Source organism: Streptomyces sp. NPDC012935 (genome assembly GCF_042900345.1).
Taxonomy (GTDB): Bacteria; Actinomycetota; Actinomycetes; order Streptomycetales; family Streptomycetaceae; genus Streptomyces.
The window spans coordinates 26,991-47,757 of the sequence record NZ_JBIBBC010000019.1 but is presented as its reverse complement, the minus strand read 5'-3'; the positions used below and the strand labels follow the sequence as shown (position 1 = coordinate 47,757).

13 protein-coding genes are annotated in these 20,767 nt (G+C 73.1%); 5 read left to right on the top strand and 8 right to left on the bottom strand.

Annotation, left to right across the window (positions count from 1 at the left end):
* Window positions 1-50 precede the first annotated feature (50 nt).
* The 5 genes from ACFY5C_RS33950 to ACFY5C_RS33930 all read right to left on the bottom strand — a co-directional run bounded on the left by ACFY5C_RS33950 (window position 51) and on the right by ACFY5C_RS33930 (window position 11,477).
* Entirely contained in the window at window positions 51-4,463 is a 4,413-nt protein-coding gene (locus tag ACFY5C_RS33950; protein WP_389451771.1) for an HAD-IC family P-type ATPase, read from the bottom strand.
* Between the two features lie 1,125 nt (window positions 4,464-5,588).
* The gene (locus ACFY5C_RS33945; protein ID WP_389451768.1) at window positions 5,589-6,221 is read right to left on the bottom strand and encodes a GntR family transcriptional regulator; all 633 of its coding nucleotides are present in this window, start codon (window positions 6,219-6,221) and stop codon (window positions 5,589-5,591) included.
* 211 nt (window positions 6,222-6,432) lie between these two features.
* Window positions 6,433-8,235 carry a 2-oxoglutarate dehydrogenase, E2 component, dihydrolipoamide succinyltransferase gene (sucB, locus tag ACFY5C_RS33940; protein ID WP_389451765.1) on the bottom strand — a complete coding sequence of 601 codons (1,803 nt, stop codon included), beginning with the start codon at window positions 8,233-8,235 and terminating at the stop codon, window positions 6,433-6,435.
* Window positions 8,236-8,294: 59 nt separating this feature from the next.
* Window positions 8,295-9,683, bottom strand: coding sequence for a dihydrolipoyl dehydrogenase (gene lpdA / locus ACFY5C_RS33935; RefSeq protein WP_389451762.1), 1,389 nt, complete (start codon window positions 9,681-9,683; stop codon window positions 8,295-8,297).
* Window positions 9,684-9,935: 252 nt separating this feature from the next.
* Window positions 9,936-11,477, bottom strand: a complete 1,542-nt coding sequence (locus ACFY5C_RS33930) for a leucyl aminopeptidase (protein WP_389451759.1) — start codon at window positions 11,475-11,477, stop codon at window positions 9,936-9,938.
* 368 nt (window positions 11,478-11,845) lie between these two features.
* On the opposite strand from ACFY5C_RS33930, the gene ACFY5C_RS33925 reads away from it, so the two are divergent.
* The 4 genes from ACFY5C_RS33925 to ACFY5C_RS33910 all read left to right on the top strand — a co-directional run bounded on the left by ACFY5C_RS33925 (window position 11,846) and on the right by ACFY5C_RS33910 (window position 17,664).
* Entirely contained in the window at window positions 11,846-13,879 is a 2,034-nt protein-coding gene (locus ACFY5C_RS33925; RefSeq protein ID WP_389451756.1) for a hypothetical protein, read from the top strand.
* Between the two features lie 109 nt (window positions 13,880-13,988).
* Entirely contained in the window at window positions 13,989-15,509 is a 1,521-nt protein-coding gene (pelF, locus tag ACFY5C_RS33920) for a GT4 family glycosyltransferase PelF (protein WP_389451753.1), read from the top strand.
* Window positions 15,506-17,020: a hypothetical protein gene (locus ACFY5C_RS33915; RefSeq protein WP_389451751.1), complete on the top strand. Its 1,515-nt coding sequence runs from the start codon at window positions 15,506-15,508 to the stop codon at window positions 17,018-17,020. Before pelF ends, ACFY5C_RS33915 begins: the two co-directional genes overlap by 4 nt.
* On the top strand, window positions 17,017-17,664 hold the full coding sequence (locus ACFY5C_RS33910; RefSeq protein WP_389451749.1) for a spherulation-specific family 4 protein: 648 nt from the start codon (window positions 17,017-17,019) through the stop codon (window positions 17,662-17,664). Before ACFY5C_RS33915 ends, ACFY5C_RS33910 begins: the two co-directional genes overlap by 4 nt.
* Before the next feature lie 8 nt (window positions 17,665-17,672).
* Here the strand turns inward: ACFY5C_RS33910 and ACFY5C_RS33905 are convergent, their stop codons facing one another.
* Window positions 17,673-18,452: an adenosylcobinamide-GDP ribazoletransferase gene (locus ACFY5C_RS33905; protein ID WP_389452045.1), complete on the bottom strand. Its 780-nt coding sequence runs from the start codon at window positions 18,450-18,452 to the stop codon at window positions 17,673-17,675.
* 73 nt (window positions 18,453-18,525) lie between these two features.
* Between ACFY5C_RS33905 and ACFY5C_RS33900 the strand changes: the two genes are divergently transcribed.
* Window positions 18,526-19,290 (top strand): hypothetical protein, encoded by a 765-nt coding sequence (locus tag ACFY5C_RS33900; RefSeq protein WP_389451746.1) that lies wholly within the window; start codon window positions 18,526-18,528, stop codon window positions 19,288-19,290.
* Here the strand turns inward: ACFY5C_RS33900 and ACFY5C_RS33895 are convergent.
* Window positions 19,230-19,388, bottom strand: a complete 159-nt coding sequence (locus ACFY5C_RS33895) for a hypothetical protein (protein WP_389451744.1) — start codon at window positions 19,386-19,388, stop codon at window positions 19,230-19,232. The genes ACFY5C_RS33900 and ACFY5C_RS33895 overlap by 61 nt on opposite strands.
* 100 nt (window positions 19,389-19,488) lie before the next feature.
* Window positions 19,489-20,616: a nicotinate-nucleotide--dimethylbenzimidazole phosphoribosyltransferase gene (cobT, locus tag ACFY5C_RS33890; RefSeq protein WP_389451741.1), complete on the bottom strand. Its 1,128-nt coding sequence runs from the start codon at window positions 20,614-20,616 to the stop codon at window positions 19,489-19,491.
* Between the last annotated feature and the right edge of the window lie 151 nt (window positions 20,617-20,767).

Here is a 20,767-nt window from a genome sequence, read left to right as displayed (position 1 = left end):
GCCTTTCGTGTGCGTCGTGCGGGGGTACGGCTCCTTTGTCCGGGCCGATGTCATCCGGCAGGCTGCATCCGGGTTGCCTGCGGGTGAACTTTCCCCAGCGCGTCGACGGCGCCCCGGGCCACCGCAGGCAGCAGCACCGAGCCCGCCGCCGACGCCAGCGCGATCGACCAGCCCGCCGGGCCGAGCGGGCGGCTGCCGAAGAAGTGGCTGAGCCCGGGCACGGTCACGACCACGGCCAGCACCACCAGGGACCCCACCACGGCCGCCGCCACCACCGGATCGCGGCCCGCGTCCTGGAGCGTCTGGAACAACTGCGACGTCACCAGGGCGACCAGGGCGACGGTGTCGGCGCGCGCCCGGGTGCCGGTCGCGCGGGCGGCGATCCAGGCGGCACCTGCGGCCACGGTGGTGACTGCGGCACGCAGCCGGATGTGCCGGGTCAGGGCCTTGCCGAGCGAGGCCTCCGGGCCCTCCGCGAGCAGCTGTTCGCTGTGCGCTGCGGGCGGCCGGGCGGCGATGGCCATGGCGGGCAGCATGTCGGTGAGCACGTTGACCAGGAGCAGCTGGCGGGCGTTCAGCGCACTGCGCCCGGTGAGCAGCGTGCTGGCGAGAGTGAAGGCGATCTCCCCCAGGTTGCCGCCGAGCAGGATGCCCAGCGCCCTGCGCACCGAGGCCCACATGGCCCGGCCCTCCACGAAGGCGTCGACGATCGTCTCGATCCGGTCGTCGGTGACCACCACGTCGGCGGCGGCACGGGCCGCCGGGGTGGCCCGGGAGCCGAGCGCGATGCCGACGTCGGCGATGCGGATCGCGGGCGCGTCGTTGGCGCCGTCGCCGGTGACGGCCACGACGCGGCCGGCCGAGCGCAGCGCGGTGACGATACGGACCTTGTGCGCCGGGGTGGTCCGGGCGAACACCGTGATGTCCGGCAGCGTCCTGGCGAGCGCCGCGTCGTCCAGGGCGTCCAGCTCCGCCCCGGTCATCAGGCGCGGCTCCTCCTCGGGACGCAGCTCCCGGGCGATCGCGGCGGCGGTGCTGGGGTGGTCGCCGGTCACCATGACGATGCGCACCCCGGCCCGCGACAACCGGTCCACACTCTCGGCGGCGGTGGCCCGCACCGGGTCCGCGAGGCCCAGCAGACCCAGCAGGCAGAGTCCGTCGACCAGGTCGTCGTCGAGGTCGCCCGGCCCCTCGGCGGTGTCCTGCGGCGGCCCCTCGGGCAGGACGCGCTCGGCGACCGCCAGCACCCTGAGTCCACGCCGGGCCAGCCGGTCGACCTCCGCCTCCGTCTGCGCGCGCAGCCGCTCGTCGAACGGCTCGGCATCGGCGTCGCCCCGCCGGGCCCGGTCGCAGCGGGCCAGTACGACCTCGGGCGCACCCTTGACCACGATCCGTGCCTCGCTGTCGGACCGCCCCAGCACGGCGTGATAGCCGCGCCCCGGCTCGAACGGCAGCTCCGCCAGCCGCTCCCAGGTGTCCGTACCGAGCCCGGCGGCCCGGGCCGGGGCGGCGCCGAGCAACTCGGCCCCCGTCGCGATGGCCCGGTCCGTGGGGTGGGCGAGGTCCGCGGCGGCGCCCGGCGGGCCGGCCAGCGCGGCTGTGCCGATGATCCGGTGCAGCGCCGGGGGGAGCGGGGCGGGCGCACCGGGCCGCAGGTGGTGGGGGTCCTGGCCGGGCTCCGGCCCTGGGGAGTCCTGACCGGGCTTCGGCCGGTGGAGGCCCTGACCGGGCTTCGGCCGGTGGGGGTTCTGACCGGGCTCCGGCCCCCGAGAACTCTGGTCGGGCTGCAGGTCGTGGGAGACCTGGCCGTCGGAGACCTGCTGGAGGCTGATCCGGCCCTCGGTGAGGGTGCCCGTCTTGTCGAAGCACAGCACGTCGGTGCGGCCCAGCGCCTCGATGGTGGAGGCGCTGCGGACCAGGGTGTCCCTCGTGGACAGCCTGCGGGCGGCGGCCAGCTCCGCGACCGTGGCTACGAACGGCAACCCCTCCGGTACGGCCGCCACGCACAGGCTCACCGCGGAACCCAGGGCGGAACCCAGCGGCCGTCGGCGCAGCATGTCGACGCCGAACAGGACGACGCCCGCGCCGACGGAGAGAGGCAGGAACCAGCGGCCCAGCGCCTTCAGCCGCCGCTCCACGCCGCTCTCCGGCGGCCCGCCCTCGGCGCCCGCATCGCCCGCGCTGCCCGCCTCGGTCGCCGTCCCGGTGGCGACGACGACGGCGAGGGCGTGGCCGGCCGCCACCGTGGTGCCCTCGTAAAGCATCGAGGTGCGGTCCGCGACCGCACGGGCCGCGGTCGGGGCTGCGCTCTTCACGACCGGCAGGGACTCGCCGGTGAGGCTGGACTCGTCCACCTCCAGGCCCTGCGCCTGTACGATGCGGCAGTCCGCCGGGACCGAGTCGCCGGCCCGCAGTTCGATCACGTCGCCGCGCACCAGGTGATCGCCGGCGGCCTCCGCTGCCTCCGCCCGGCCGGGCCTGCGCACCCGCACCCGTACCGAGGTGGCCTCGACGAGCCGCTCGGCCGCGGTGTCGGCCTGCTGCCGCTGTACCCCGCCGACCAGCGCGTCCACGCCGAGCACCCCGCCGATCAGCACGGCGTCCAGCACCGAGCCGAGCGCCGCCGAGATGCCGCCGCCCACCGCAAGGACCGGCGTGAGCGGGTTGGCCAGCTCCTCCGCGACCCGGCCGATCAGGGTGAGCGCACCGTCGTGCCGGTCGTGGCCCGCGAACTGCCGGCGCCGGGCGGACTCGGCGTCGTCCAGCCCCCGGGAGGAGGTGCCGAGCCGGGACATCACCTGACGGACCGCCATCGCGTGCCAGGGCGTGCCTTCGGTGGCGGCCGGGGCCGGGCGGCCGTGCAGCCGCCAACCCGCCCAGAAGCCCGTCGCGACGCCGCCGATGGTCACCGCGTCGGCCACCAGCCGGGCCCGCGCCCAGGCCCGCGGACGCGGCACGAGCAGGGCCGACGCCGCACCCGCCACCGCGCCGACCGCCTCCAGCCGGGCGCACAGCCGGCCGATCCGCCGGGCCTCCGGCAGGGCCGTGAGCAGCAGGTGCACAACATCGGGAGGGGCGGCCACGTCGGCGTCCCACGGGACGTGCCGGGGGTCCGAGATCGAGCCGATGCCCAGGTCGCCGCGGACGAGTGCGCGCCGGGTCCAGGGCGAGACCACCGCCACCGCGTGCCCGTCCGCCTGGAGGGAGCGCACCAGGGCGGCCGTACGCCGGTGTCCTGTGGGTACGGCTTCCTCCAGCCCGAACCGCCGGTGCAGTCCGGGCGGCCCGCCCACCAGCCGTACCTGGCCGCACTCCTTTGCCGCGCGCACCAAGTGATGGGCCAGCGGGTGCAGTTGGGGCACCAGGGCGGCCACGGCAACCGGCGTCCCGTCCCGCAGCACGAGCACGACCCGGGCGCCTTCCCCGGCCCAGCGCCGGGCCTGCGTGACGGTGTCCGGGGGCATGGCGCCATCGCCCGCTGAGCCGCTGGACGCGCTGTCGCCGAACGGCCTCAACTCCCAGCCGTCCCGACTCCCGGGCGACGGGACGCCGTCGAGGTGCCGGACCCGTCGCGCCGCCGCCTCCTCGGCCTCGATCAGCTCGTGGACGCGTACGTGGATCTCGTCGGCGTCAGGAGCGCGGTCAGGAGACTCGGCCGGGGCACCGTCCGAACTGCCGCCCCCCGAGAGGCCGTTCCTGGGTCCGTGCGGGGACCAGGGGATCTCCGGGCCCCGGCCTCCTCCTCCCTCTGCGTGCCCCGGCACGGCATCGCCGCCCGGACGTCCGCTGTCCGGAACGCCCGCGAGCCCACCGCCCTCCGGTGCCGGCAGCCGCAGGACGCTCTCGATCGTCCAGTCGCGGCCGGCCAGGACCCGGGCGTCGAGGACCACTGTGTCGATCCGGTCCAGTCGGCGCAGCACCTCCGGCCGCAGCACCAGCGCACCCCGGTCGGAGAGGGCCCGGCCCACCGAGGACGCGAACGCCTCGCGGCCGGACTGGGGACCGCGCGGGGTTCCCGCGATCAGCAGCGCCAGCCCGCGGTCGTGGCTGAAGGTGCCGACCGACGTCAGTCCGTACGCCGCGAGCGACACCGGAGCCGCGACGTTCGCGTACCGGTCCCCCGGGCCCGGGGGCAGCGGTGCGGGGCGCTCGTAGGCCGGCACCGCGTCGTGGCGATACGTCCCCTCGTGCGCCGCCAGCCGCGTCGCCCAGTCCGCCCACGCCCCGCGTCGGGCCTGCACCTCGGCGTACCGGGCGGCGGCCAGCGCGGCGGTCACGGTGGCGCCCAGCGGCCGGAAGGTCAGCGCCGACACGACCAGGTTCACCACGGCGAAGCCGCGCTCGGTCGCCGTCTCGCCGATCCGGCGGGCGATGCCCTCACGCAACGGCGGCGCGGACTCCGCGAACTGGATCACCGACTGCACCAGCGGGTGCAGTCCCCGCACCCGAAGCGCGTCCCCCACCGCCGCCACCCCGACGGCAAGAAGGCTCGCCCCGACCCGGACCCCCGCCCCGACCTGCGCCCGACTGTCCCCGGGATACCCCAAGGGCTCCCGCCCCCGATCGCCCCCGACGTCCCGGGGACCGCCTCGGGCCGCGGCCCCCTCGCCCCGAGCCGCCTCCCCGCCGCCCCGACCGTCCTCGGCGGGCGTGCCTTCCTCCGGGGTGCCCCGTAGCTCTGGCCCGTCGTCTTGAGCGCTCTGAGTCGCCGTCCCGCTGCCGCGACTGTCCTCGGCGGGCGTGCCTTCTTCCGGGGTGCCCCGTAGCTCTGGCCTGTCGTCTTGAGTGCTCTGAGTCGCCGTCCCGCTGCCGCGTCCGTCCTCGGTGGGCGTGTCTTCTTCCGGGGTGCCCCGTAGCTCTGGCCTGTCGTCTTGAGCGCTCTGAGTTACTGGCGCCGCCGCCTTCACGGCGTCCCTAAGGCGGGGCCCCTCGTCCCGAGTGCCCGGGGCTTTCACCCCCTCCCCGACCCCCTCCGCCCGAATCCCCTCCTCCCGGACCCCCTCAGCCGTTGCCCCCTCGTCCTCGGTCCTCGCCCCCCTCCCTCGAGCACCGCCCCCCGCCCCCTCAGGGCCGGCCCGCTCCTCCGTCAGGGCCTCGGCCGCCGTGACAACGCCAGCCACCGCCTCAAGGTCCGTCTCCGGCCCGCAGCCCACGTACACGCAGCCCAGCGCGCCGTTCACCTCGGCTCGGTTCACCCCGGGCAGGCGTCGCAGCGCTGCCTCCAGCTCGCGGGCCGCGGGGATCGTGCCGGGTTGGCCCAGGCGCCGTAGCTCGATCTGCACGCCTCCGGGGGTCGGCCAGAGGCCGGGCGTGCCGGGGCGCAGCAGCGGGCCGATCAGTGGGAGTGCCGTCGGTGCGGACGTCAGCCTCTGTGCGACGGAGAGGACCGCGGAAGCCGTGGCGGCCACGGCGGACCTGGGGAGCACGGAAGAGAGCTGTCGCCAGATCACGCGGCCTCCATCGGGCCGGCGGGGGTCAGGTGCGCCGCGTCGGGGGAGGGCGCGCTTCACCCCAGTATTGGCGCGTTCCGACAGCCGCGCTCGTCACGGCGGTACGGGACGGTCCGGCCGGACGGCAGCCCGGCCCGGTTACTCGCCTTCGTGCCGCGGTGCGCACCCGAGTACGTGGGCCTTGACCATCTCGGCGATCCGCGGATCCCGGCGCTGGAACGCGGCCACCAGCTCCTCGTGCTCCTCCGCGTACGACTGCTGCACCGTCCCGAGCCACCGGATCGACAGGGCCGTGAACACCTCGATGCCGAGGCCCTCCCAGGTGTGCAGCAGCACGGAGTTGCCCGCCGCCCGCACCAGCTCGCGGTGGAAGGCGACCGTGTGCCGCACCTGGGCCGTGCCGTCCGAGAGGCGGTCGGCCTCGTACAGGGCGGCGACATGCGGCTCCAGAGCGGAGCAGTCCTGTGCGAGGCGGTCGGCCGCGAGTTCCGCGGCGATGGCCTCCAGGCCGGCCCGGACCGGGTAGCTCTCCTCGAGGTCGGCCGCGGTCAGACTCCGCACCCGTACACCCTTGTTGGGCGCGGACTCGATCAGCCGCAGCGACTCCAGCTCACGCAGCGCCTCCCGCACCGGCGTCTGGCTGACCTCCAGCTCGGTGGCGATCCGCCGTTCCACGATCCGCTCGCCCGGCTGCCAGCGCCCGCTGATGATCCCCTCCAGGATGTGCTCGCGGATCTGTTCGCGCAGCGAGTGGATGACGGGGGCGGTCATGAGAGCTCCTTAGGGCGCGTTTGACGTTTAGACAATAAGGCCGGGACGCTCCGCCCAAGGGGCGCACGGGGGCGCTTTGGTGCAGGTGAGACGAGACTTACACGGAGACTTACACGCTCGGTCGGCTCGACACAATGGCGATGCCCTCCCCCCGGAAGTCCGGGGGGAGGGCATCGCCGTACTGGCAGGCCGCATACAGCCGGCAGAGTCCTTACAGGCCGAGCTCGACCTCGAACTCGCCCGCCTCAAGGATCGCCTTGACCGCCATCAGGTAACGGGCCGCGTCGGCACCGTCCACCAGGCGGTGGTCGTAGGACAGGGTCAGGTACGTCATGTCGCGGACGCCGATGACCGTGCCCTCCTCCGTCTCGATGACGGCCGGGCGCTTGACCGTGGCGCCGATGCCGAGGATCGCGACCTGGCCCGGCGGCACGATGATCGTGTCGAAGAGCGCACCGCGCGAACCGGTGTTGGAGATGGTGAAGGTCGCGCCGGACAGCTCGTCCGGGGTGATCTTGTTGGCGCGGACCTTGCCCGCCAGGTCGGCCGTGGCCTTGGCGATGCCGGCGATGTTGAGGTCGCCCGCGTGCTTGATGACCGGGGTCATCAGGCCCTTCTCCGAGTCCACCGCGATACCGATGTTCTCGGTGTCGAAGTAGGTGATCGTGCCCTCGGCCTCGTTGATCTTGGCGTTGACGGGCGCGTGCGCCTTCAGCGCCTGGGCCGCGGCCTTGACGAAGAACGGCATCGGGGAGAGCTTGACGCCCTCACGGGCGGCGAAAGCGTCCTTCGCCCGGGCGCGCAGCTTCATCAGGCGCGTGACGTCGACCTCGACGACCGACGACAGCTGGGCCTGCTCGTGCAGCGCCTTGACCATGTTGTCGCCGATGACCTTGCGGATGCGCGGCATCTTGACGGTCTGGCCACGCAGCGGAGAGGCCTCGAGGGACGGCGCCTTCTTGGCGGCCGGGGCGGCAGCGGCCGGAGCCGGAGCAGCGGCGGGGGCCTTCGCGGCCTCGGCGGCGGCGATGACGTCCTGCTTGCGGATACGGCCACCGACGCCGGTGCCCTTCACGGAGGCCAGGTCGACGCCGTTCTCGGCGGCGAGCTTGCGCACCAGCGGGGTGACGTAGGCGCCCTCGTCGGTCGGCTTGGCAGCGGCCGGAACGGCCGGGGCCGGGGTGACCGGGGCCGGAGCGGCCGGCGCGGGAGCCGGGGCGGCGGGCTGGGCCGGAGCCGGGGCGGCAGCGGCGGGCGCGGGAGCCGGAGCGGCGGGGGCAGCCGGAGCGGCCGGGGCCGCGGGGGCAGCCGGAGCCGCGGGCGCGGCCGGGGCAGCGGCGGCGGGGGCCGGAGCCTCCTGGGCCGGGGCGGCCGCCGGAGCGGCACCCGCGGCGCCGATGACGGCCAGCTTGGCGCCGACCTCGGCCGTCTCGTCCTCGCCGACCACGATCTCCAGCAGCGTGCCGGAGGCCGGGGCGGGGATCTCGGTGTCGACCTTGTCCGTCGACACCTCCAGCAGCGGCTCGTCGGCCTCGACGCTGTCACCGACCGACTTCAGCCAGCGGGTGACGGTGCCCTCGGTGACGGACTCGCCGAGCGCGGGAAGGACGACGTCCGTGCCCTCGGCGCTGCCGCCGCCGGCGGCGGCCTCGGCGGTGGGCGCCGGGGCCGGGGCGGCCTGCTCGGTGGACGGGGCAGCGGCCTGCGGGGCCGGCTCCGGCTCGGCGGCCGGGGCGGGCTCGGCGGCGGGGGCCGGGGCGGCAGCGGGGGCGCCCGTGCCGTCGTCGATCACGGCCAGCTCGGCACCGACCTCGACCGTCTCGTCCTCGGCGACCTTGATGGAGGCCAGGACGCCGGCGGCGGGGGAGGGGATCTCGGTGTCGACCTTGTCGGTGGAGACCTCGAGCAGCGGCTCGTCGGCCTCGACGCGCTCACCCTCGGCCTTCAGCCAGCGGGTGACGGTGCCCTCGGTGACGCTCTCGCCGAGCGCCGGAAGGGTTACGGAAACCGCCATGGTTTCGGTTGCTCCTTACGAATTGCGGAAGTCTGAGTCGTCGCTTGTCGACCGAGGGATCAGTCGTGCGCGTGCAGCGGCTTGCCGGCCAGGGCCAGGTGGGCCTCGCCGAGCGCCTCGTTCTGCGTCGGGTGGGCGTGGATGAGCTGGGCGACCTCGGCGGGCAGCGCCTCCCAGTTGTAGATCAGCTGGGCTTCGCCGACCTGCTCGCCCATGCGGTCGCCGACCATGTGGACGCCGACCACGGCGCCGTCCTTGACCTGGACGAGCTTGATCTCGCCCGCGGTGTTGAGGATCTTGCTCTTGCCGTTGCCAGCGAGGTTGTACTTCAGAGCGACGACCTTGTCCGCGCCGTAGATCTCCTTGGCCTTGGCCTCGGTGATGCCGACGGAGGCGACCTCCGGGTGGCAGTACGTCACCCGCGGGACACCGTCGTAGTCGATCGGAACGGTCTTCAGACCGGCCAGTCGCTCCGCCACCAGGATGCCCTCGGCGAAGCCGACGTGCGCGAGCTGGAGGGTCGGGACGAGGTCACCGACGGCGGAGATGGTGGGCACGTTGGTGCGCATGTACTCGTCGACGAGGACGTAGCCGCGGTCCATGGCGACGCCCTGCTCCTCGTAGCCGAGACCGGCGGAGACGGGCCCGCGGCCGACGGCCACCAGCAGCACCTCGGCCTCGAACTCCTTGCCGTCGGCGAGGGTGACCTTGACGCCGTCGGCGGTGTACTCGGCCTTCGAGAAGAAGGTGCCCAGGTTGAACTTGATGCCGCGCTTGCGGAAGGCGCGCTCAAGAAGCTTCGAACTGTTCTCGTCCTCGACCGGGACGAGGTGCTTCAGGCCCTCGATGACGGTGACGTCCGTACCGAAGGACTTCCAGGCGGAGGCGAACTCGACGCCGATGACACCGCCGCCGAGGACGATCGCCGACTTCGGGACGCGGTCCAGGACGAGGGCGTGGTCCGAGGAGATGATGCGGTTGCCGTCGATCTCCAGGCCCGGCAGCGACTTCGGCACGGAGCCGGTCGCCAGCAGCACGTGGCGGCCCTGGACGCGCCGGCCGTTCACGTCGACGGAGGTGGGGGAGGAGAGGCGTCCCTCACCCTCGATGTAGGTCACCTTGCGAGAGGCGACGAGTCCCTGCAGGCCCTTGTAAAGGCCGGAGACCACGCCGTCCTTGTACTTGTGGACACCGGCGATGTCGATGCCCTCGAAGCTGGCCTTCACGCCGAACTGCTCGCTCTCACGAGCCTGGTCGGCGATCTCGCCCGCGTGCAGCAGGGCCTTGGTGGGGATGCAACCCCGGTGCAGGCAGGTGCCGCCGACCTTGTCCTTCTCGATCAGGGCGACGTCCAGGCCCAGCTGCGCCCCGCGCAGGGCCGCGGCGTAACCGCCACTACCACCGCCGAGGATCACTAGGTCGAAAACGGTGCTGGCGTCGTTCGCCACGTCACGTCCTCCATGCATGTGCGCCTACGCCGGTCAGCGGTGACCGGTCGGCGGCTGGTGTCCGGCCGCTCTTTCTTCGGCCCTGTGGTGGGGCCCTGTCCTGCCGAGCCCCATCTTCGCACTTGTCCACACCGAACGAGACGCCGGGCCGGTGTGTGAGACGTCCCACGTTCACTTGAGCGGGCATGGAAGGGGGCACGGAAGAGGGGCTCCGCCCTACCCGCGCGCGGAGCCCCCTCACTCATGACAACGTCAGCCCAGGTCCCCGGCCGCCGTCAGCTCGGCGAGCCGGACCAGCGTCCGCACCGCGGACCCCGTACCACCCTTCGGCGTGTACCCGAAGGGCCCGCCCTCGTTGAACGCGGGACCCGCGATGTCGATGTGCGCCCAGGTGATGCCCTCGCCGACGAACTCGCGCAGGAAGAGCCCCGCGACCAGCCCGCCGCCCATGCGCTCACCCATGTTGGCGATGTCGGCGGTGGGCGAGTCCATCCCCTTGCGCAGGTGCTCCGGCAGCGGCATCGGCCAGGACGCCTCACCGACCTCCTCGGCCGCCTCCACGATCGCGGAGCGGAATGCGTCGTCGTTGCCCATGACACCGAACGTCCGGTTCCCCAGCGCCAGCACCATCGCCCCGGTCAGGGTCGCCACGTCCACGATCGCGTCGGGCTTCTCCTGCGAGGCGGCCCACAGCGCGTCGGCGAGCACCAGCCGGCCCTCGGCGTCCGTGTTGAGCACCTCGACGGTCTTGCCGCTGTACATGCGCAGCACGTCACCGGGGCGTACCGCGGACCCCGACGGCATGTTCTCGGCGAGGGCCAGCCAGCCGGTGATGTTCACCCGGAGACCGAGCCGCGCGGCGGCGACGACGGCGGCGAACACGGCGGCCGCGCCGCTCATGTCGCACTTCATCGTCTCGTTGTGCCCGGCCGGCTTCAGCGAGATGCCGCCCGAGTCGTAGGTGATGCCCTTGCCGACGAGCGCGAGGTGCTTGTCCGCCTTGGCGTGCGTGTACGACAGCTTCACCAGCCGCGGCCCGGCCGCCGATCCGGAGCCGACGCCGAGGATGCCGCCGTAGCCGCCCTTGGTCAGCGCCTTCTCGTCGAGCACCTGCACCTTGATGCCGTGCTCCTTGGCCGCCGTCGCGGCGACCGCGGCGAAGGACTCGGGGTTGAGGTCGTTGGGCGGGGTGTTGACCAGGTCGCGGGCGCGGTTGAGCTCCTCGACGACGGCGGTGGCGCGCTCGATCGCCGCCTTGTGCTCCTTGTCGCGGGACTTGCCGCCCAGCAGCGCGGCCTCGGCGAGGGGGGCCTTGCCGTTCTTCTTGTCCCGGTCGCTCTTGCCGTTGTCCTTGTACGCGTCGAAGGCGTACGCCCCGAGCAGCACGCCCTCGGCGACGGCACCGATGTCGGCGGCGTCGTTCAGCGGCAGCGCGAACGCGGCCTTCTTGGAGCCGGCGAGGGCGCGGGCGGCGACGCCGGCGGCCTTGCGCAGTGCCTCGCCGTCGTAGTCGGCGTCCTTCTCGGGCGCGGCCCCCAGACCGACGGCCACCACGAGCGGGGACTTGAAGCCGGCGGGCGCGGGGAGCTTGGTCACCTCGCCCTCGGCACCGGTGGCACCGAGGGTCTCCAGGACGCCGGCGAGCTTGCCGTCGTACGCCTTGTCCACGGCTTCGGCGCCCGGTGCGACGACCGGTCCCGCGGCCTTGGAACCAGAGCCCTTGGTGACACCGATCACGATCGCGTCGGCGCGCAGGCCGGGCGCCGCGGCGGTGCTGAGAGTGAGAGCAGTCACGGTGGTGAAATCTCGCTTCCGATGTGAAGTTGCAGTGGCCGAATGGTGTGGGTCGACCGGGCCCGACGGCCGACCCTAGTTCCGACCTACAAGTGCGGTATCGACGGGTGCGGTATCAGCGGGGCCTTCCCCGGTGCGGCGAACACTCGGGATGAGCCTACGCTCGTGTGAGCGTTCGCTCATTCCTTCGGCCGTTCACCTGTCGGTGGCGTCGCGGTCATTTCTTGATTCTCGGGACCGGTGAGCTGAGTCACACTCGTCTCGTTCCGGTGAGCTGTCAGCTTGCCGCTTTGCATGATTTCCACGGATCCCCCGCCGATTCATCGCAACCGGCCACAAGGGGATCTTCTGGGGGGAAGGAACGATCAATGGCGCAGAGTGCGCACAGATGGAGAAACACGGCCGCCGTTCTGGCGGCCGCCGGTCTGCTGTCGCTGGGTCTGGGAGTACCCGGCGCCGCGGCCGCGGGGGAGCCGCGCATCGATCTCAGGGTGCTGGTCGTGGACAACGGCGACGCCCCCGTCCAGGCCATCACCGCCCAGCTCAAGAGCACGGGCATCCCGTACACCACCGTCGACCTGACCGACGCCGACCGTCCGACCGTGACCGCCGCGTTCCTCAGCGACACGGTGAACGGCACGCCCCGCGCCAAGTACCAGGGCGTGGTCCTGCCCAACGAGGCCCCCTTCGGCGAGGGTTCCGCCGAGCAGAGCGCGCTCGAGAGCTACGAGCGGACCTACGGCATCCCGCAGGTCGACGCCTACACCTGGGCCCACCCGGGCGTCGGCCTCGACTACACCAGCGAGGGCGGCTTCGCGGGCAGCCTCGACGGACAGCAGGCCTCGGTCACGGCCCAGGGCAGGGCGGGGTACTTCGGCTACCTCGACGGCGCCTTCGCGTTCGAGGACAACGACCCGTCCGTACTGGAGAGTTACGGCTTCGTCGCCCGGCCCCGCGCGGGCTTCACCAGCTACGTCGACGTCCCCGTGCCGGGCGGCTCCGGCCGCGGCAGCCTGGTCGGCGAGTACAACAACGACGGCCGCCGTCAACTGGTGGTGACCTTCGCGTACAACCAGTACCAGCAGCAGTTCCGCGTCCTCGCCCGCGGCATCGTCGAATGGCTGACTCAAGGGGTTCACCTCGGTCAGGCCCGCAACTACTTCGCGGTGCACGTCGACGACGTCTTCGCGCCCGACGCCCGCTGGGACACCGAGCGCAACTGCACACCCGGTGACATCGACTGCGTGGGCGGTGGCGGCGAGGAGACCCCACCGATCCGCATGACGGCCGAGGACGCGGTCCGTGCCGCACAGTGGCAGCGCGAGCGCGGTTTCAAGCTGGACATGGTCTACAACGCCGGCTCCGGCGAGGAGTGGAAGAGCGAGAACGGCGGCACCGACCCCCTCGCGACCCAACTGCTCGCCGACAGGGCGCAGTACCGCTGGATCAACCACACCTACACGCACCCGTTCCTCGGCTGTGTCCAGGACACCTCGACCGTGCCGTGGAGCTGCGCCAAGAACGCGGACGGCTCGACGCGGTACATGAGCCGCGCGGACATCTCGGCGCAGATCAGGGACAACCACAACTGGGGCGTCACCAAGGGACTCCCGCTCGACCGCACGGAACTCGTGACCGGCGAGCACTCGGGCCTGAAGACCCTGCCGCAGCAGCCCGACGACAATCCCGACCTCGCCCGCGCCCTCGCCGACAACGGCGTCAAGTGGATCGCCTCGGACAACTCCCGTGAGCCCGCCCAGCGTCCGGTCGGCGCCGCGCTGACCGTGCCCAGGCACCCGATGAACGTGTACTACAACGTGGGTACCGAGGAGGAGATGGTCGACGAGTACAACTGGATCTACACCTCCACCGCGGACGGCGGCAGCGGCATCTGCGAGAACAACCCCGCCTCCACCTGCCTGGCCGACCCGCTGGACACGGCCACCGGGTACGACGAGTACATCGTCCCGCTGGAGGCCCGCACCGCTCTCGGGCACGCCATCAGCAACGACCCGCGCCCGCACTACGCCCACCAGTCCAACCTGGCCGAGGACCGGACGCTGTACCCGGTCATGGACAAGGTGCTCGCCGACTACCGGGCGCTCTTCGCCGACAACACCCCGGTGGAGAACCTCGCTCAGAGCGCCATCGGCACGGAGCTGCAGCGCCGGGCCGCCTGGCAGTCCGCTCTCGCGAAGGGCTCCGTCACGGCGTACCGCATCGGCAACACCGTCACCGTCACCGCCCCGTCCGGAACCCAGATCCCGGTGACCGCACCGCAGGGGACCGTCAAGCAACTCCTCATCGGCACCAGCGCGTTCGGGACGCCGTACGCGGGAGAGCGCTCGGCCTGGACCACGCCGGGGCTGCTGCAGAGCGCTCTCAAGCTGAAGTTGCCGTAGGGCGGCTCAGCCGGACCTGAGGCGCACCCCGGCACATCTCACGACCGACCTGCCGGGGTGCGCCTCCGAGCCGAGGCACCAACTTGTTCCACAGGGGGGAACGCGCGTGATGCGCAACGGCCGTCATGTCACCATGCTCACCGAAGGCACCTATCCGCATGTCCACGGCGGCGTCAGCACCTGGTGCGACCAACTCGTCAAGGGCATGCCGGAGGTCGACTTCCACCTCGTGTCCCTCACCGGGACCGGCCGCGAACCCGTCACCTGGGAGCTGCCGCCCAACGTCTACCGGCACACCTCCGTACCGACCTGGGGCCCGCGGCCGGGCCGCAAGCGGGCGCCGTACGGCCGGGCCCGGCGCCGCTTCACCGACTCCTACGAGCGCTTCCTGCTGTCCTTCCTCGACCCCGAGGCCGGCTGCGACTTCGGTGCGGCCCTCGACGAGCTGGCCGTACTGGCCCGCGACGGACACCTGTCGGCGGCCCTGCGCACGGAGTCCGCGCTGCGCTCGCTGATGTGGATATGGACGATGCCGCATCTGCCGACCGCGGCGGCCCGCCCCACCGTCCACGACGCCCTGACCGCGACCGACCTGCTGGAACACGCGCTGCGCCCGCTCGGGATCCGCATCCCCGAGGACTGCGTGGCCCACGCGGTGAGCAGCGGGTTCGCCACCCTCCCGGCCCTGGCCGCCCGCAGGCTGGACGGAGTGCCCTTTCTCCTCACCGAGCACGGCATCTATCTGCGCGAGCGCTACCTCGGCTACCGCAGCGAGGCCCAGCGCTGGCCCGTGAAGGCGTTCATGCTCGGCTTCTACCGCGAGCTGAACTCGCTCGGCTACCGCACCGCCGACCTGATCACCCCGTGCAACCAGTACAACCGCCGCTGGGAGGAGCGCGGCGGCGCCGCCGCCGACAAGATCCGTACCGTCTACAACGGCGTCGACCCGCACGCCTTCCCGCACGCCGGCCCCGAACCCGAGGTCCCCACCCTCACCTGGTGCGGCCGCGTCGACCCGATCAAGGACCTTCAGACCCTGCTGCGGGCCTACGCCATGGTCCGCGCCGAGCTCCCGGAGACCCGCCTGCGGCTGTTCGGCCCGGTCCCGCCCGGTGGCGAGGCCTACCGCACCAAGCTGGAGAAGCTCGCCGCCGAACTCGGCGTCACGGACGGCCTGACCTTCGAGGGCCGTATCACCGAGGTCTGGCGCGCCTACGCGGCCGGACACCTCGTGATGCTGTCGTCCATCTCCGAGGGCTTTCCGTTCTCCATCATCGAAGCCATGTCCTGCGGCCGTACGACCGTTTCGACGGACGTCGGGGGAGTGCGTGAGGCCGTCGGCGACACAGGACTCGTCGTCCCGCCCCGCGAGCCGGAGAAGATGGCGGCCGCCGCCCTCACCCTCCTCCGTGACGACGAACGACGCCTGAAACTGGGCGAGTTGTCCCGGCAGCGGGTGATCGACCGCTTCACACTGCGCCGCTCCGTGGACAACTTCCGGACGATCTACCAGGAGCTCGCGGGCAGCCCCGAGGTGTACGAGCCCACGCTGGAGACGGTCGCCGACTGGACCCTCGAACTGCGCGACCCCTGGTACGAGAAGGTCGCGACGGACGGAACCGGCTGGTGAGCGGCAGCCTCTGGATGCCGCCCGGCTCGCGCCCCGACACCCTGCCCGCCGTCCCGCGCCAGCGCGACCGGCCCAGCTGGGCGCGGCCCGACCCCATCGACGAACTCGCCGCACGCCTCGACGACTTCATAGCCGCCGCCGTCCACCCGGACGAGATCGCCGCGCTGCTGGAGTCCGACGGCCTCTCGGACGACCAGATACGCGAGCGCTACGGCGTGAAGAACTCCTTCGCGCTCGCCGAGGAGCTGTACGAGCGGGTCGAGCGCCGCTACCCGGAGCCGGACGGCCCGGTCCACGACCCCTGGCAGACCGGCCTGCTCGGCTGCCTCCTGCGCGGTGTCGTCTTCGCCCTCCCCGGCTTCGGCTACGTCCTCGGCGCCCCGCTGCTCGCGGGTCCGCAGGACGACTTCGGCCTCCCGGCGGGCACGGTTCCGCTCCTGGCCGGCGCCCTGGTCGGCTGGACGTGGAACCAGGGGCTCGCCCATCGGGCTTACTCCTGGCTCGGCTTGGGCGACCGCGGCGCAGCCCGCCGCGCCCTGCTGCTCGGCGCCCCGGCGGGCGCGTTGCTCGGCGCCCTGGCCGCGCCGGCCGTCGCGGGGGCCGCCCACCCGGGCGCCTTGGCCTTCGCGGCCGGGCAGTCCCTCTACCTGGGCGCGGCCACCGTTCTCTTGGTGATGGGCCGCGAACGCGTCCTGCTGGCCGCGTTGTTGCCGATGACGGCGGGAGCGGTCGTAGCGATGCTCCACTCGATACCGGACGCCGCGCGGCTGGCCCTCCTGCTGGGCTCGTTGACGGTGGTGGCAGCCCTCGGTCTGTATGAAGTGGCGCCGGCCGTGAGAGCCCCGAAGGGGCGCGGGGCTGCGATGGATGTGCGGCTACCGCCGCGTGGGCGCGACCGGCCACAACGTAGCCGCGGACGGCTGACGGCAATGAGCCCCCGCCTCTTCGCGTCCGTCCCGTACGCCCTCTTCGGCCTGGCCACCGGCGTCCTCGTCCTCTACACGGCCCTGGGCGACATCCTCACCGGCGAGCAGCGCAGCGCCCCCGCAGCAGTAGCCCTCACCCTCAGCATGGGCCCCGCCGAATGGCTGCTGTACCGCTTCCGCAGCGGCAGCCTGGCGGACCTGCGCTCCAGCAGCACACCGAGGGCGTTCCGGCGGGCGACGGTGCTCACGGTCGTGGAGTGCCTCTCCGTCTACCTGGTCACCCTGCTCGCGCTCAGCCTCGCCACCTCGGCCCTGTGGCCGCATTCCTCCGGCTTCGCCGGGGTCCGCCTCGCCGGGCTGCTCCTGCTGGGCGTGGTCCTATGGACGGGCCTGCTGCTCCAGTCCTTCGGTGCGGTGGTCAGCGCGGCGGCGATCTGCTGCGCTGCGGCCCTCGCCCAGACGGTCGCCGTGGTGACGCACACCGGCAGCCCGCACTGGGTCGCCCTGATCGTCCACGGGACGGCTGCGGTGGCCCAGGCCGCCCTGGTCTGCGCCCTGTTGGGGAGAGTGACCGCTCACCGATGACCGACCTGCTGATCCCCTACTACGAGCACCCGTCCGTCCGCCCCGCCGAATGGGACGCGATCATCGCCGCCGCGCCCCGCCTCCATGGGGTCGTACTGAACCCGGCCAGCGGCCCCGGAGAGGCGCCCGACCCGGCGTTCGCCGAGGTCGCGGCCCGCCTGCGGGCGGTGGACGTACGGGTGCTCGGCTACGCCGACACCGACTACGGCCGCAGGCCGCACGCCGACGTCGTACGCGACATCACCCGGTACCGCGACTGGTATCGCGCGGACGGCGTGTTCCTCGACCAAGTCGCCGCCGGAAGCGCGGAGTTCGGCCACTACCAGCGGCTCGCGACGGCAGCCTGGGGGGCCGGCTGCGGCACGCTCGCCCTGAACCACGGCACGGCACCGCACCCGTCGTACGCCAGGATCGCCGACCTCCTGGTCACCTTCGAGGGCTCCTGGGCGACGTACACCCGGCTCGGCCCGCAGGCGTGGCGGGGCGGCACCGGAGTGCGGCTGTGCCACCTGGTGTACGGCGTCCCGGCGGGCGTCGACCTGGCGGAGCAGGCGCGCGCCCACGGGGCCACCGTGCACTGTGCGGTGCCGGGCGGGGGCGATCACCCGTGGGGCACGTTGCCGCACGGGCTGTCCCTGGGCTGACGGGGGCGTCAGCCCAGGGACAGCACGACGAGCGCTGTCGTCGCCGCCGTCTCCGCGAGCCCGCCGAAGACATCACCGGTGACGCCGCCGAAGCGGCGGGTGCAGTGCCGCAGGAGGAGTTCGGCGGCGGCGAGCGCGGCCAGGACCGCGACGGCGGTGCGGGCGATGTCGTCCGCCCCGAACAGCGCTCCCGCCGCGGCGGCGACGCCGGTCACGGCCAGGGCAAGGGCCACCGCGCCCCTTACGGGAACGACGCCGGCCACCGCGGCCCCCAGCCCCTCCGGCCGGGCTGCGGGCACGCCGGTGCGGGCGGCGAGGGTGAGCGCGAGGCGGGCGGCGACGGCCGCGACGACGGTGGCGAGGGCGCCCCGGGCCCACGAGTCGTCGTACAACTGCGCCAGCACCGCCACCTGCGCCAGCAGCACGAACACGAGCGTGATGACGCCGAACGGCCCGATGTCCGACTGCTTCATGATCCGCAGCGCGTCCTCGGCGGGCTTGCCGCTGCCCAGGCCGTCGGCGGTGTCGGCGAGGCCGTCGAGATGCAGCCCCCGGGTGAGGACCGCGGGGACGGCGGCGCCGGCCACGGCGGCGAGGAGGGGACCAGCTCCGAGGAACATGAGCAGCAGTGCCACCGCGGCGGCACCGCAGCCCAGGACCACCCCGACGAGCGGGGCGCACAGCATCCCGCCACGCGCCGCCTCCCGGTCCCAGCGGCTCACCCTGACGGGGAGCGCGCTCAGCGTGCCGAAGGCGAAACGGAGGCCGTGCAGGGGTGGCGGGGTCATGGACACGTCCGCAGACTAGCCCGGACGTCGTACCCGCCAGGCGGCCCACCCCTGTCCCGGACACACTGAAACCATGGGTGACTGGTGGCAGCGCAACATCATCGAGCCGGGGAAGCTCCCCCTGCTCCTGGCTCTGACCGCCTTCGTGGTCACCTTCCTCGTCACCCGCGTCATCACCCGACTCATCCGCGCGGGCAAAGGGCCCTTCCGCAACATCGAGACCGGCGCCGTCCACATCCACCATGTCGTACCCGGCATCATCCTCACGATCATCGGCGGCTTCTGCGCGGTCGCGGGCGGCCAGCGCGGCTTCGGCTCGGCCGTGGCCGCCGTGGTCTTCGGGATCGGCGCGGGCCTGGTCATGGACGAGTTCGCGCTGATCCTGCATCTGGACGACGTCTACTGGACCGAGGACGGCCGCAAGAGCGTCGAGGTGGTCGTGCTCACCGCCGCCGTGGTCGGTCTGCTCCTCCTCGGCTTCGCGCCCTTCGGGGTCAACGACCTGAACGACGACGAGACGCAGGGCCGGGGGACGGTGATCACCACCATCGCCGGGAACTTCCTCCTCGCCCTGATCGCCCTCGCCAAGGGCAAGGCCCGCATCGCGATCTTCGGGGTGATCATCCCCTTCATCGCCCTGTTCGGCGCCATCCGCCTGGCCCGCCCCGCGTCCCCCTGGGCGAAACGCTTCTACCGACGCCGCCCGCGCGCCCGCGCCAAGGCCCAGCTGCGCGCCTACCACCACGACCGGCGCTGGGCGGGCCCCAGCCGCAAACTTCAGGACTGGATCGGCGGCGCTCCCGACGTGGAGCCGCCCCGGGCCCTGGAGCGCCGCTGACGCACCGCCGTCGGCGCGCACAGCACCAGGACCGCCGCGATGGCCGCGAGGTGCTCCTTCCCGGCGAGGTTCTCCTCCAGCACCACCTCGACCACCATCCAGCACCACCTCGACCACCATCGCCGCGATCACCACACCGGCCGTGACGTACGCGCCGTAACGCCAGCCGAGGAACAGCTGCTGCCGCGACTGCGGCCCCTACTCGGCCTCCGCCGTCTTCGCCGCCCCCGTCGTCTCCGCCGTCTCCGCCGTCTTCGCGGCGTCCGACTCCTGCGGCTTCTCGGGCTGCTCCGGCAGTTCCGCCGCCAGTGCCGCGGCGGCCTGCACCATCGGCAGGGCCAGCATGCCCCCGGCGCCCTCGCCGACCTTCACGCCCTGGTCGAGCAGGGGTTCCAGGGCCATCCGGTCCAGCGCCTTCGCCTGGCCCGGCTCCCCGCTGTCGTGCGCGGCCAGCCACCAGTCCGGCGCCCGGAAGGCGATCCGCTGCCCCACCAGGGCGCAGGCGGCTACGACCATTCCGTCCAGCACGACCGGCATCTTGCGCACCGCGCTCTGCAGCAGGAACCCGGTGATCGCCGCGAGATCGGCCCCGCCGACCGTCGCGAGCAGCTGCAACTGGTCCCCGAGCACGGGCCGGGCCCGGCGCAGCGCGTCCCGGATCGCCGCGCACTTGCGCATCCACACCAGGTCGTCGATGGCCAGCCCGCCCCGCCCCGTGACAACGGACGCGTCGGTCCCGCACAGCGCGGCGACCAGCACCCCCGCCGCCGTGGTCCCGCCGACGCTCACATCGCCGAGCACCACCAGATCCGTACCGGAGTCGGCCTCCTCGTCTGCCACCGCCACCCCGGCCCGGAACGCGGCCTCGGCCTCCTCGGCCGTCAGCGCGTCCTCGACGTCGATCCGGCCACTGCCGCGCCGCACGCGATGCCGTACGACCGCCTCCGGCAGCGACTCCGGGTCGCAGTCCAGCGCCATGTCGACGATCCGCACCGGAACCCCGGCCCGCCGCGCGAGCACCGACACCGGCCGGCCGCCCTCGAGGATCTCCCGCACCAACTCCCCGGCGCTGCCCGCCGCTCGCGCCGACACGCCGAGCTCGGCGACGCCGTGGTCGCCCGCGAACAGCACGACCCGCGGCTGTTCGATCGGCCGCACCGGCACCGCGGACTGCGCGGCCGCCAGCCACTCACCCAGTTCGTCGAGGCGGCCCAGCGCTCCGGGCGGCACGATCTGACGCTCACGGCGCGCCTCTGCGTCACGGCGCACCCCTCCGTCGGGGCGCTCGATCAGATCAGTGAAGTCGTCGAGATTAAGCGAGCTCATTCGCCGAACAGTACCGGCACCGGTCGAACAGAACGGCGCCACATGGCCCCCACGGGCCCCGCCACGTCCCCGCCCCGTCCGAGCGACGTCGTTGCACCCAAGATCGCCATCCCATACGTTCCGTTTTGCCGTGGATTGTCGGGGCATGCTC

Excerpts from the sequence above, each read along its gene's own strand:
- ACFY5C_RS33900 (WP_389451746.1), top strand. The coding sequence starts at position 18,526 with ATGGGTGACTGGTGGCAGCGCAACATCATCGAGCCGGGGAAGCTCCCC.
- ACFY5C_RS33905 (WP_389452045.1), bottom strand. The coding sequence starts at position 18,452 with ATGACCCCGCCACCCCTGCACGGCCTCCGTTTCGCCTTCGGCACGCTG.
- ACFY5C_RS33895 (WP_389451744.1), bottom strand. The coding sequence starts at position 19,388 with ATGGTGGTCGAGGTGGTGCTGGAGGAGAACCTCGCCGGGAAGGAGCAC.
- ACFY5C_RS33945 (WP_389451768.1), bottom strand. The coding sequence starts at position 6,221 with ATGACCGCCCCCGTCATCCACTCGCTGCGCGAACAGATCCGCGAGCAC.
- cobT (WP_389451741.1), bottom strand. The coding sequence starts at position 20,616 with ATGAGCTCGCTTAATCTCGACGACTTCACTGATCTGATCGAGCGCCCC.
- ACFY5C_RS33925 (WP_389451756.1), top strand. The coding sequence starts at position 11,846 with ATGGCGCAGAGTGCGCACAGATGGAGAAACACGGCCGCCGTTCTGGCG.
- sucB (WP_389451765.1), bottom strand. The coding sequence starts at position 8,235 with ATGGCGGTTTCCGTAACCCTTCCGGCGCTCGGCGAGAGCGTCACCGAG.
- pelF (WP_389451753.1), top strand. The coding sequence starts at position 13,989 with ATGCGCAACGGCCGTCATGTCACCATGCTCACCGAAGGCACCTATCCG.
- ACFY5C_RS33910 (WP_389451749.1), top strand. The coding sequence starts at position 17,017 with ATGACCGACCTGCTGATCCCCTACTACGAGCACCCGTCCGTCCGCCCC.